Origin of the sequence: Pseudomonas sp. PS01299, assembly GCF_029960145.1 — a bacterium.
In the GTDB taxonomy this organism is placed as follows: Bacteria; Pseudomonadota; Gammaproteobacteria; order Pseudomonadales; family Pseudomonadaceae; genus Aquipseudomonas; species Aquipseudomonas putida_A.
This window is the reverse complement of sequence record NZ_JASCPO010000187.1, coordinates 1-11,817: the sequence shown is the minus strand read 5'-3', so window position 1 is coordinate 11,817 and position 11,817 is coordinate 1. Positions and strand designations below refer to the sequence as shown.

Genomic DNA, 11,817 nt, shown 5'->3' with positions numbered 1-11,817 from the left:
TGGTAGGTCGCGGTTTGGCCGTCGGCGCGGGTCAGGCCGATCAGGCGGTGCTGGCAGTCGTAGCGGTACTCGGTGACGAGTTGCTGGTCGCGGCCACGGCGTTCGCGGATCAGGTTGCCGAAGGCGTCGTAGTCGTAATGGCGGTCGCCCTGCATCAGCAGGCGATTACCCTTGATCCGGGTCGGGCCGGGACGATCCTGCATCAGCAGGTTGCCGGCCGGGTCGTGGGCGAAGGATTCCGGTAGTTCGTCGCGCGAGTGACGCACGCGGATCAAGCGGTCGAGGGCGTCATAGCCATAGGTGCGCTGGCCATGGCGGCTGTCGGCGATGTGCTCGAGGTTGCCGTTGGCGCTGTAGGCATAATCCCGGCGATACAGCGAGTCGTGCTGATGGCCTACAGCGTGGGCCAGCAAACGTCCCTGATCGTCGTAGGCATAATCGCTGCGCAGCAGGCCTTGTTGGCGTTGTTGTTCGCGACCCGATTGATAGACGTGGCTGCTCAGCCGCGTGCCATTGAGGTCGATGGCGGTCAGCGCGCCGCCCTTGGCGTAGTGATAGTCGAGCTTGCTGTTGTCCGGCAGACGCTGGCGCTTGAGCTGGCCGCAGGCGTCGTAGACATACCGCAAGGTGCCCCAGCCCTGATGCTCGGTGATCAGCCGGTCCTGCCGGTCATATTCAAAGGCCAGCGGATGTTGCTGGCCGTCATCAACCCCGGTCAAACGGCCCAGGCGGTCGTAGGTGTAAGCCACCTCAACCCCGTCGGGCAGGGTTTTCAGCAGCAAGCGCCCGGCCGCATCACGCGCGTAGGCGGTGACCAGCGTCGAGCCGTCATCACCGAACTCGGTCTTTTCCAGCAGGTGCCCGTTGCGGTCGTAGGCGTAAGCGGTGCGCCGACCATCGAAGCCGGTTTCCTGTCGGATCAATCCGGTGGGCGTGTAGTCCAGGCGGTACTTTTCCCCGGACTCGTTCTCGATTTCCGTCAGCAGCAGTTGCGCATGGTCGTAGCGGTACTGCACCCGCGTGCCGTCGGGGTTGATCTTGCGCGAGACCAGATGCAGGTCGTCGTCATACTCGTAGCGGGTGATGCGCCCGAGTTCGTCGCGCTCGGCAGTGACTTGGCCGTAAGCGCCATAGCTGTAGGCGCGAGTGGCGCCTGTAGGAAATGTCGTTTGAACCAGTCGGCCAACCGCGTCCCACTGCTGGCGGGTGATCGCGCCGTGTTCGTCGCAAGTGGTCGTCCGTCGCCCCAGCGCGTCGTAGGAAAAGCGCCGCACACCACCGTCAGGCAGGGTTTCCTCGATCAGTTGCCCGAGGTCGTTCCACGACAACTTGTGCCGGCTGGTGTCCGGATAGCGGATCGACAGCAACTGCCCGCGCGTGTCGTAGTAGTAATGGGTGACCTGACCGTCAGGATCGACCGCCTCGGTGACATCACCCTCGGCGTTGCGCCGAAACGTCCACACCGCTTCACCGCGAGAACGGCTGTGCAGGAAACCGTTGCGGTACTCGTAGGACGTTGGCTCATCGTCCGGCGGAAGCAGCGCGATCAGCCGTCCGACGTCGTCGTAGCGATACTCAGTGACCGCGCCCAGCGGATCCTGCTGGGCGATCAGCCGGCCCGCGTCGTCATAAGCCTTGAGGTGCTCACCACCATCGGCCGCGACCTTGCGCACCAGCCGTGCGCTGTCGTCGTGGACGTAGGTTTCTTCGCTGCCATCGACGTAGTGCACCGCGACGCTGCCGTCATCGGCCCAGACGTAACGGGTGTCCATCTGCACGAACGACGCCCAGTGGCGCACGCAACGCGCCGCCTTGCCCGAGCGTTCCCATTCCCAGAAGAAACTCGCGCCGCCGGTCAGTTGCCGCTGCAGGATGACGTGCTGATCGTCGTAGTCGTAACGCTCGCTGTCACCGACCGCATTGGTCGCGGCCAACAACCGCTGACGGGCGTCGTAGCAATAACTGACCAGCGTTTGCTCGGTACGCCAGCCATCAGCCTCAAGCACCTGGTAATCAACCGCGACCAGATGCGCCCGGTCGTAGCGCAACAGCAGCGAGCGGCCCGCGCCATTGTCCAGGCGGAAAACCCGCTGTTGATGATCGCGATGCACCGTCAGCCGATTGCCATACGCATCACTGACCGCCACCAACCGCCCGGCACGAAAGTGATAAAACCGCGCCGCATCCCCGGCCAGCGCGAGGATCAGTTCCTCCGGCTCATCGCCGAGAAAAATCGCCGCCCGCGACAGACTGTTGTGAATCGCCGGCCGCTCCACACTGGGCAACGGAAACCGCGTGCGGCGATTTTCGTGATCGACCCAGATCACCGCCTCGCCATCGAACTCCAGCCGATGCGCCAGCGAATGACTCCAGCCAAACCCCAGCCCGACATCGATCTCCACCGCGCTGGTGCGGTACAACCGGGTGAACTCGAACGGCAGCAAACCATCGAGCGTGCCGTCGGTCAGGGTCAGCAATTCCTCGCCGGTAACCATCGACACCGGACAGCCGTCGGTGCAGGTCAGCGGCGCGCAGTCGGCGCTGTCGCCGTTGGGGTTTTTCGCTTGATCGGGAGCGTTATCGTGATGCTCGTTTTTCTTCAGGGCGGCATTGCGCTTCGCATCCCAGCGCAATTGCATGCGGCCCTTTTTCACCCCGGCGGCGATACCCCGCGCGGCGACAGTTTTGTACTGGTCGACGTAATGGATGAACGTGTTGACGATGCCGAACATCGCCTTGACCAGGCGTTTCACAACCGAGAGCAACTGGGCGGCGCGATCCGCCAGGCGTAGCGTGAGATAAGCGATCCCGGCGCCAGCCCCGACGAATGTCAACACAACGCCGATCAGCACATCGATCAGCACCTGCACGATCATCATCGACGCCGTTTCAGCGGTTTTGCCGGCGATCTGGCTGGGCGGCAGCATCTCCAGCCAGAGACTCGCACTGCGCAACAGCAAACACAGCGCCGCTTCATCACTGACCAGCAACTGCAGTTTCTGCATGACATCCGGAGCTGCTTCTGCGAGATGAATCAGATCAGCCGCGCCGCTTCCCAGCCGCTCGGCAAATGCGCCTGGATCCTTGAGAATCTCCGACAGCATGCCGATGCTGTCCCACACCCCCTCGATCGCCGCCCAGCTCCCGGCGAGCATGCCGTTGCCCGCCGCCGTCGCCACCGACTGCGACCACTGCGGCTTGAACCCCTGCCACTCGCTGCGCAACCAGCCATCCAGCTCGCCGGTCAAGCCGTCGTAGGACTGGAACAGCGCCCCGATCTGCTCCGGGGTAACGTCGCTGTGCACCTGCACGCGATAGAACTTGCCTGGCGTACCGGCGAATGTTCCCCGGCCTTGCGCATCAAGTGCGACGGGGGAGGTTTGGCCATCATCCACCGCGACCACATCCACCACGATGTTGCCCAGCGGAATGTCGTACACCGACTCGAATTTGCTCTCGATCGCCAGCACCCCGCTTTTCGGGCACTGCACGACGCCGGTGGCAAACTCACTGTCGCCCGTGCTGACCGCGGTGACGCGATCACCAAAGCGGATAACCCGCTCCATGCCCATCAGCGACGGCAGGTCCGCCGCGTGGCTGACCTGGTCGGCCGCTTTGCTGAACCAATACTCAAGCTGCTGGCGATAGAGGCTGAGGGAGTCGGGGAAGCTGTCGAGTTCCTGCTCGATACGGCTGACGGCTTCCATCAGCGCACGCGACGATGCGGGGTGGAATGAAAAACCGGGTCAAACATGAGCGTTCCCTCGCGCAAAAATTAGGCGCGGGGACTTTGCGGGGGATCAATCAGGAAAGAAGTCAGGCGAGTAGGTGTTTGCTGTAGGACTAATCCGCAAAAGGCTGATTACTACAAAAAACGTATAGCGATAAACGCAAACGTGGCGTGAGGTTTCCCTCACGCCACGTTTATCGAGCGATACAAAATGATTTACCGGGTTTAATCCCGAGCGCTCAACTCTTTGAGTTTGAGCTCGGCCAACGGGTGACCGGCCTTGGCTGCCAAGGTCCACCAGCACGCCGCTTCGGCCGGATCCGGCGCTTTGCTCGGCGTACCGGCCAAGCTGATCACGCCGACCTGATAGGCCGCTTTGCCATCACCGGCAAGCGCCGCCAGACGCAACAGCCGCACACCCTCTTCGCGGGCACCCAGGCCAACCCCGCGAAACGTCAGAATGTGCCCATAAAAGCTCTGCGCACCGACATCGCCAAGATTGGCCATGCGCGCAAACTGCCCTTCGAGCCAGCGCCAGCCTCTGGGCTGGCGGACAAACCACGACCAGTGAAACAGCCTGCGGGCCAACCAGTAACTGGCCGACGCCTTGAGTCGTAAGAACACTCAGGCCTCCGCCGATTCCGGGTACTCGTATTCGAACACCCTGACCACTTCCGACGCATGCCAGGAGGCAGCAGCAACGCCATCAGAGGGCCCGGAAAAGCGCCCCAGACGCTCGACACACTCAAAGAAACCGGTACGTGGCAAACGGCTGGCACCCTGGCTGATCACCAGCGAACTGCGCAACGGCTGTTCAGCCTTGGCGTCCAGCGCGGCCAGATGCTCAAGTGCCGCGGTCAGCGTCTGCATCGCCGGCGTCGGCAGTTGCAAACGTTCGAGCAAGGCTCGATAGGTCAACAGATGGCGCTGCCTGCGCGCCTGATCCAGCTCCCCGAGCAATCCGTCCCAATGTTGACGACTGATGCGTACGCTCACGATTCATCCCTCCAACCCGGCACCGTCAGTTCCCAGGCCAGGCTGCGACGAATCGCGGCGTCAGGTTGACGCTCGCCGCTTTCGATCATGGCCAGATAAGACGGGCTGATGCCTACCGTGCGGGCCAGCGCCTCGATGGCGATGCCCTTCCCTTCGCGCAAACTGCGTAGTTGATCCAGACCTGGAAGAATCGGGTCCGGCGTTGCGGCGGCCGGCGCTGGCGCCTGCTGCGGCGGTGTTTCGTTAATGCCTGCTGCTTTCAGTAGAGCCTGATACTGGACCCATGGCAGAACCGCATACTCGGGTTCGCCATCGCGTGCAATTATCTGAATATCCATGACTACCCCGTAGGACAACAACACTTAGCGAGTCGGCACTTTTCCCTAGAAGTGTAATCCTAACAGCGGCCAAGGTCGCGGGGGGTATCTATCTGTCTGCAGGCGAAGTGAATCAGGGCTTTTTCGGGCCCTGAAGCTGAAGTTGCTCGGGGGTATCAGGCAGGCGCTCGACCACCGCAAGTTTTTCCGGCTGCTGGCGGTTGCGCCAGAGCCGAAAAGCATTGAGCTCATCGTCGAGGGTTTTCATCAGCCAGGCCAGAACGGCGATGTCATCGAGCATGCCGAACACCGGGATGAAATCCGGGATCGCATCCACCGGACTGAGGAAGTACATCAGCCCCGCTACCACCGAAACCATGGCTTTCGGGCTGATGGCCCGATAGTCGCCACGCCAGTAGGCCAGGCACAGTGCCTGGAGCAGACGCAGATCATCCTTGAGTTTGCCAAGGCGATTGCCTTGCGCGGCACCTTTGCTCGCCACCGCGAACAACAGGGTCGGCAGACGCCCACGCGCCAGCAATCGACCGGCGAGGGGCAGAAATCGGGCGAAATTCCACGGCGCTTTCATCTATTTCTCCCGTTGAAATGTTATCCACACAAATTGTGGATAACCTTGTGAACAGAGCTGCATTTCAGCGCTGAAAGCCCCGTTTTATAAGGGCCGCGCTCAGATCGGGCGTTTTTTACTCACATAAAAAACCCCAATATTTCATTGACTTGGCGGCTCAGGGCGTCTAGCGCTGGCAGCCTCAATCTCTAGGACTGCGGTAAGCGCCATCCGTTCGCTCTGTTTACCGCCAGCATCGTCCAGATGCAACAACGCCCCGCATAAGCGAGGCGTTGTCTTCGAAGCTACAGCCGATTACTTGGCGGCGGCGTCTTCTTTGGCTGGATCCTTGATGGCCAGCAGTTCCAGGTCGAAGACCAGAACCGAGTTGGCCGGGATTGCCGGGCTTGGCGATTGCGCGCCGTAAGCCAGATCGCTAGGGATGTACAGTTTGTACTTCTCGCCAACGTGCATCAGTTGCAGACCTTCAACCCAACCCGGGATCACACCGCTGACCGGCAGATCGATCGGGCTGCCACGTTCAACAGAGCTGTCGAACACGGTGCCGTTGGTCAGCTTGCCGGTGTAGTGAACGGTCACTACGTCGGTAGGCTTGGGCTGTGGGCCGTCGGCTTTCTTGACCACTTCGTACTGCAGACCGGAAGCGGTGGTGGTGACACCAGGCTTCTTGCCGTTTTCTTCGAGGAATTTCTTGCCGGCGGCTGCCGACTCTTCGCTCATCTTGGCCATGCGCTCTTCAGCACGCTTTTGCAGCGCGGCGAAGGCTTCGACCAGTTCTTCGTCTTTCAGCTTCTGTTCTTTCTTGCCGACGGCATCTTCGATGCCCTGGGCTACCGCTTTGGAGTCCAGATCATCCATGCCTTCCTGAGCAAGGCTCTTGCCCATGTTCAGGCCGATACCGTAGGAAGCTTTTTGCGCCGGGGTTTTCAGCTCTACGCTGGTCTGCGAATCACAACCCGCGAGGACCAGGCTAACCAGGGCTACCGCCGCCGCCAACCGATGCTGTTTCATGCTATTTCCTTGTTCATGCGCCGAAAGGGCAATCGAGTAAAGCCGCGAGCTTATCAGGCCGCCACGACCAATGGCTACCGGCATGAGAGCAGGAAATGTCCGATAAGTTCAGGGATTAAAACGCATTCGGGCCAAGGGACGATGAAGCTTCTGTCATCTGGAGCTGACAAGGGCTGATGAGACTTCCTACGACAGTTGGCGTAATGGCCACTTGCCGCACCTGCAACAGCTGAGGCATAACAAGGCAACAACTCGACAAGGATGTTTATCTTGCGCCTCTTATACCGTGTGCTGGCACTGATCATTGTGCTGCTGGGCCTGGCTCTGGCAGTGATTCTGTACTACGTCGCCAACCCGAAACTGCCCTTCTATATCCCGGCCCAACAGGTGCATTACCTGCAGCAGTGGAGCGCGGAGGAACGCCAGACCTACTATTTCACGCCGCAGGGCACACAGGTCAAAGGCCTGCGCTATGAATGGTTCGAGGCGCTGGAGCTGCCCTTCTCGCAGCAGCGTTTCGCGTCTCCGGAATACCTCGCACGCTTCGGTTTTCTGGTCGATCCACAGCAGAAAGCCACGTCGAACAACCCCGGCAATCTGCCGGTCGGCTTCGCCCGCCACGCGAATCCCGGTGGCACCGAGCATTATCTCGATATCACCTGCGCCGCCTGCCACACTGGCGAATTGCGCTTCAAGGGCCAGGCCGTGCGAATTGACGGTGGTTCGGCGCAGCATGTCTTGCCTTCCAGCGTTCCTACATTGCGCGGTGGCAGTTTCGGACAAGCCTTGGTCGCGAGTCTGGCCGCGACTTACTACAACCCGTGGAAATTCGAGCGTTTCGCCAAAAATGTTCTGGGCGATGACTACGAGACACGCCACGAGCAACTGCGCAAAGACTTCAAGCAATCGCTGAACATCTTCCTCAAAGTCGCCTGGAACGACACGCATCGCGGCCTCTACCCTACCGAAGAAGGCCCGGGCCGCACCGACGCATTCGGCCGCATCGCCAACGCCACCTTCGGCGACGCGATCTCCCCCGCTAACTACCGCGTGGCCAACGCACCGGTGGACTACCCGCAACTGTGGGACATGTGGACGTTCGACTGGGTGCAGTGGAACGGTTCGGCGCAGCAACCGATGGCGCGCAACATCGGGGAGGCACTGGGTGTCGGCGCCACGTTGAATTTCTTCGACAGCAATGGCCAGCCGCTGCAGGGCGATGCCCGTTACGCCTCCAGTGTCCGCGTGCGTGATCTGCACAAAATCGAAGAAACCCTGCAACACCTGCAACCACCCGCCTGGCCGGAAGATGTCTTGGGTGCGGTGGACAAACCACTGGCTGCCAAGGGCCGCGCGCTGTTTGCCGAGAACTGCGCCGGTTGCCACGTGCCGCGCAAGACCCAGGAGGGCGAACGCTGGGTGCAGCATTTGCACCTGCTGCCGGTGGAGGTAATCGGTACCGATCCGAATGCGGCGACCAACATAGCCAACCACCGTTTCGACCTGACGCCGCTGCAATGGGACCTGAAGGAGTTGGAGCAGATGGATGTGAAGTTGCATCCGACGCCCACCGAACCACTGGATTTGAGCCAGCTCTCGGTGGCCAAGGGCCTGGCCTACGTCACCGCGTTCGTCGAGAACCGCGCCTATCGCGAGGCCGGCGTCACCCCGCAGGAAAAACCCCAACTCGACGGCTTCGGACTGCCGATCGGCGTACGCGAAAAGGTCGCCTACAAGGCCAGGCCGTTGGCCGGTATCTGGGCCACCGCGCCGTTTCTGCACAACGGTTCAGTACCGAGCCTTTATCAACTGCTGTCACCGCAGGATGAGCGCGCCACGACGTTCTATAAAGGTTCGTTCGAATACGACCCGCGCCATCTGGGGTATCGCACCGAAGCCTTTACCAATGGTTTCCTGTTCGACACGCGGATTAGCGGCAACCACAACAGCGGTCATGAATTCCGCGCCGGCGAGCGCGGCAGTGGGGTCATCGGCCGACTGCTGCAACCAGAGGAGCGCTGGGCCTTGCTGGAATACCTGAAAGTACTGGGCGGACCACTGGAGGCGCAATTGCCATGAGGATCGACCCGTATAAAAGACCGTCGATGTTCGCCCGCGTCTGGATGTGGCTGGGGCGCCTGCTGGGCAAAGCCCTACTGACATTGCTGATTATCGGCCTGCTGGGCTGGGCCATCGCGAGCGCATGGTTCGTCTGGCAACACAGAGGCCCGGTGTCAGCGCAGGAACAGGTTCCCGCCGGTGAAGCGGCGATGACCCAGGACGTGATCCAGACCGCCGTACGCATCGTCGATCAACACCGTGAAGGCACCCGTTATCTGCGCGACGCGCATGCCAAGGCCCATGGTTGCGTGAAAGCCGAAGTGACGGTGCTGCCGGAACTGACACCAGCGCTGCGCCAAGGTGTTTTCACCGAACCAGGCAAAACCTGGCAGGCGATGATTCGCCTGTCCAATGGCAACGCCTACCCGCAGTTCGACAGCATCCGCGATGCCCGGGGCATGGCAATCAAACTGCTCGATGTGCCCGGCAAACCATTGCTCGGCGACCGTCAGCAACGCCGCGAGCAAAACTTCGTGATGTTCAGCCACCCGAATTTCTTTGTCAGCGATGTCGCCGAGTATCGTCAGAATGTGGCGGCTCAGGCTGATGGCAAAAAGATGATGGCGTTCTTTCCTGGCTGGGATCCGCGCAACTGGCAGATCCGCCACCTGTTCATCGCCTTGGCGACCCTGGCGCCGCCACCGAACAGCCCGACGGCGACCACGTACTTTTCGGTATCGCCCTACAAATTCGGGGAGGCAAATGTGAAGTTTCGAGTCGCGCCGGATCCGGACAATTGCCCGGCGTATGCCCTGCCCCCACAAAACCACGACCTGCCGAATTTCCTGCGCAGCGCCTTGAACCAGCAACTGTCGACGGATCGGGTGCCAGCGTGTTTTGTGCTGCAGATTCAGCGCCAGGACGCGAACAAGTACATGCCAATCGAGGACACCAGCATCGAGTGGCGCGAGCAGGATTCACCGTTCGAAAGTGTGGCGCGAATCACCCTGCCTGCGCAGGACTTTGACACGCCGGCATTGAATCTGGCGTGCGACAACCTGTCGTTCAATCCGTGGTTTGGTATCGAGGCGCACCGACCGATTGGCGGGATCAACCGCTTGCGCAAAGCGGTGTATGAGGCGGTGAGCGATTATCGGCACAGTCGCAATGCCGAACAGTGAGAAGACGAGGAGATGATTTGTGGTGAGGGGATTTATCCCCGATGGGATGCGAAGCAGCCCCAGCTTGAAGACTTTCGGCCTGCTGCGCAGGCCATCGGGGATAAATCCCCTCGCCACACAGGCATTGCAGAAATTCGCAAATCGCAGACAGCAAAAAGCCCGCACTAGGCGGGCTTTCTGTGGTGACCTGGCGTTCAGTGGGTCCAGGTGACCGAATATGGCGCAGCGGACGGGACTCGAACCCGCGACCCCCGGCGTGACAGGCCGGTATTCTAACCGACTGAACTACCGCTGCGCGAAACGCTTGAAACGAATGGTGGGTGATGACGGGATCGAACCGCCGACATTCTGCTTGTAAGGCAGACGCTCTCCCAGCTGAGCTAATCACCCTTCGCTTCGTTACGGGGAGCATTATGCCACAAGTTTTCGTAATGTGTTGATTTAATTGAAGTTTTTTTTCAAAAAAATCTGAAAACCGGTGAAACGACACAAACCCGATGGAACAAGGTACAAACTTGAGACAGAAAAAAACCCGCTTCAGCGGGTTTTTCCGTGGTGACCTGGCGTTCAGTGGTCCAGGTTACCGAATATGGCGCAGCGGACGGGACTCGAACCCGCGACCCCCGGCGTGACAGGCCGGTATTCTAACCGACTGAACTACCGCTGCGCTAAACACTTGAAACGAATGGTGGGTGATGACGGGATCGAACCGCCGACATTCTGCTTGTAAGGCAGACGCTCTCCCAGCTGAGCTAATCACCCTTCGCTTCGGTGTGGCGCGCATTCTACGGAGCGACCCAACCTCTGGCAAGCACTTTTTTAATTAATTTTCTCAGGCCTTCCAAAGGCTTAGAGAAGGGTTGGCCTATGACCCGGCGAAGACAATAATGCCCCCCTTTGTATAAAGGAGAGACTCACCCCATGTGGTTCAAAAACCTGCTTATCTATCGCCTGACCCAAGACCTGCCTGTCGATGCCGAGGCGCTGGAAACTGCACTGGCCACCAAACTGGCGCGTCCATGTGCAAGCCAGGAGTTGACCACCTACGGTTTCGTCGCGCCGTTCGGCAAAGGCGAAGATGCGCCACTGGTGCACGTCAGCGGTGACTTCCTGCTGATCGCTGCGCGTAAAGAAGAACGCATTCTGCCGGGCAGCGTCGTGCGCGATGCGGTCAAGGAGAAGGTCGAAGAGATCGAAGCCGAGCAGATGCGCAAGGTCTATAAGAAGGAACGCGATCAGATCAAGGATGAAATCATCCAGGCGTTCCTGCCGCGCGCCTTTATCCGTCGCTCGTCGACCTTCGCCGCCATCGCGCCGAAACAGGGCCTGATCCTGGTCAACTCGGCCAGCCCGAAACGTGCCGAAGACCTGCTTTCCACAATGCGTGAAGTGCTCGGCACCCTGCCCGTGCGTCCACTGACCGTGAAAACCGCACCGACGGCCGTGATGACCGAGTGGGTCACCACCCAGCAAGCAGCACCGGACTTCTTCGTACTGGACGAATGCGAGCTGCGCGATACCCACGAAGACGGCGGCATCGTGCGTTGCAAGCGTCAGGACCTGACCAGCGAAGAAATCCAGCTGCACCTGAGCACCGGTAAAGTCGTGACTCAGTTGTCGCTGGCCTGGCAGGACAAACTGTCGTTCATGCTCGATGACAAGATGACCGTCAAACGCCTGAAGTTCGAAGACCTGCTGCAGGATCAGGCCGAACAGGACGGTGGCGACGAGGCTCTGGGCCAACTGGACGCCAGCTTCACCCTGATGATGCTGACCTTCGGCGACTTCCTGCCGGCACTGGTGGAAGCGTTGGGCGGTGAAGAGACTCCGCAGGGGATCTAAAACCCTTGTGAAATTCCAATGTGGGAGCGGGCTTGCTCGCGAAAGCGGTGTGTCATTCAACATTAACTTGGCTGACCCGCCGCTTTCGCG

The 11,817-nt window shown here is 60.3% G+C and carries 9 protein-coding genes and 4 tRNA genes; 3 read left to right on the top strand and 10 right to left on the bottom strand.

The window, feature by feature from the left end:
* The 6 genes from QMX91_RS23800 to QMX91_RS23775 all read right to left on the bottom strand — a co-directional run.
* Positions 1-3,707, bottom strand: a 3,707-nt coding sequence (locus QMX91_RS23800; RefSeq protein ID WP_282413472.1) for a DUF6531 domain-containing protein, incomplete at its 3' end; no start/stop codon positions are given.
* 248 nt (positions 3,708-3,955) lie between these two features.
* Entirely contained in the window at positions 3,956-4,354 is a 399-nt protein-coding gene (locus tag QMX91_RS23795) for a sel1 repeat family protein (RefSeq protein ID WP_282413471.1), read from the bottom strand.
* Positions 4,355-4,726 carry a hypothetical protein gene (locus QMX91_RS23790; protein ID WP_003223109.1) on the bottom strand — a complete coding sequence of 124 codons (372 nt, stop codon included), beginning with the start codon at positions 4,724-4,726 and terminating at the stop codon, positions 4,355-4,357.
* Positions 4,723-5,064 (bottom strand): helix-turn-helix transcriptional regulator, encoded by a 342-nt coding sequence (locus tag QMX91_RS23785; RefSeq protein WP_098967902.1) that lies wholly within the window; start codon positions 5,062-5,064, stop codon positions 4,723-4,725. The genes QMX91_RS23790 and QMX91_RS23785 overlap by 4 nt, the downstream gene beginning before the upstream one ends.
* 112 nt (positions 5,065-5,176) lie before the next feature.
* Complete coding sequence (locus QMX91_RS23780) at positions 5,177-5,632, bottom strand: YkvA family protein (RefSeq protein ID WP_135295265.1); 456 nt, start codon at positions 5,630-5,632, stop codon at positions 5,177-5,179.
* A 294-nt stretch (positions 5,633-5,926) separates the two neighbouring features.
* Entirely contained in the window at positions 5,927-6,643 is a 717-nt protein-coding gene (locus QMX91_RS23775) for an FKBP-type peptidyl-prolyl cis-trans isomerase (RefSeq protein ID WP_007966725.1), read from the bottom strand.
* Positions 6,644-6,913: 270 nt separating this feature from the next.
* Here QMX91_RS23775 and QMX91_RS23770 point away from each other — a divergent pair, with 270 nt between their 5' ends.
* Entirely contained in the window at positions 6,914-8,722 is a 1,809-nt protein-coding gene (locus QMX91_RS23770) for a di-heme-cytochrome C peroxidase (RefSeq protein WP_282413470.1), read from the top strand.
* Between the two features lie 26 nt (positions 8,723-8,748).
* The gene (locus QMX91_RS23765) at positions 8,749-9,885 is read left to right on the top strand and encodes a catalase family protein (protein WP_177416208.1); all 1,137 of its coding nucleotides are present in this window, start codon (positions 8,749-8,751) and stop codon (positions 9,883-9,885) included.
* Positions 9,886-10,103: 218 nt separating this feature from the next.
* On the opposite strand, the gene QMX91_RS23760 is transcribed toward QMX91_RS23765, so the two are convergent.
* The 4 genes from QMX91_RS23760 to QMX91_RS23745 form a co-directional block, all read right to left on the bottom strand.
* Positions 10,104-10,180: transfer RNA gene (locus QMX91_RS23760), tRNA-Asp, on the bottom strand.
* A 19-nt stretch (positions 10,181-10,199) separates the two neighbouring features.
* A tRNA-Val gene (locus QMX91_RS23755) sits at positions 10,200-10,275 on the bottom strand.
* A 200-nt stretch (positions 10,276-10,475) separates the two neighbouring features.
* Positions 10,476-10,552, bottom strand: a tRNA-Asp gene (locus QMX91_RS23750).
* Positions 10,553-10,571: 19 nt separating this feature from the next.
* Positions 10,572-10,647, bottom strand: a tRNA-Val gene (locus QMX91_RS23745).
* A gap of 159 nt (positions 10,648-10,806) precedes the next feature.
* On the opposite strand from QMX91_RS23745, the gene rdgC reads away from it, so the two are divergent.
* Positions 10,807-11,727: a recombination-associated protein RdgC gene (rdgC, locus tag QMX91_RS23740; protein WP_003223096.1), complete on the top strand. Its 921-nt coding sequence runs from the start codon at positions 10,807-10,809 to the stop codon at positions 11,725-11,727.
* The last annotated feature ends 90 nt before the right edge of the window (positions 11,728-11,817 follow it).

Bases quoted from the DNA above. Each gene is read 5' to 3' on its own strand.
- QMX91_RS23765 (WP_177416208.1), top strand. From the start codon at position 8,749: ATGTTCGCCCGCGTCTGGATGTGGCTGGGGCGCCTGCTGGGCAAAGCC.
- rdgC (WP_003223096.1), top strand. From the start codon at position 10,807: ATGTGGTTCAAAAACCTGCTTATCTATCGCCTGACCCAAGACCTGCCT.
- QMX91_RS23785 (WP_098967902.1), bottom strand. From the start codon at position 5,064: ATGGATATTCAGATAATTGCACGCGATGGCGAACCCGAGTATGCGGTT.
- QMX91_RS23775 (WP_007966725.1), bottom strand. From the start codon at position 6,643: ATGAAACAGCATCGGTTGGCGGCGGCGGTAGCCCTGGTTAGCCTGGTC.
- QMX91_RS23780 (WP_135295265.1), bottom strand. From the start codon at position 5,632: ATGAAAGCGCCGTGGAATTTCGCCCGATTTCTGCCCCTCGCCGGTCGA.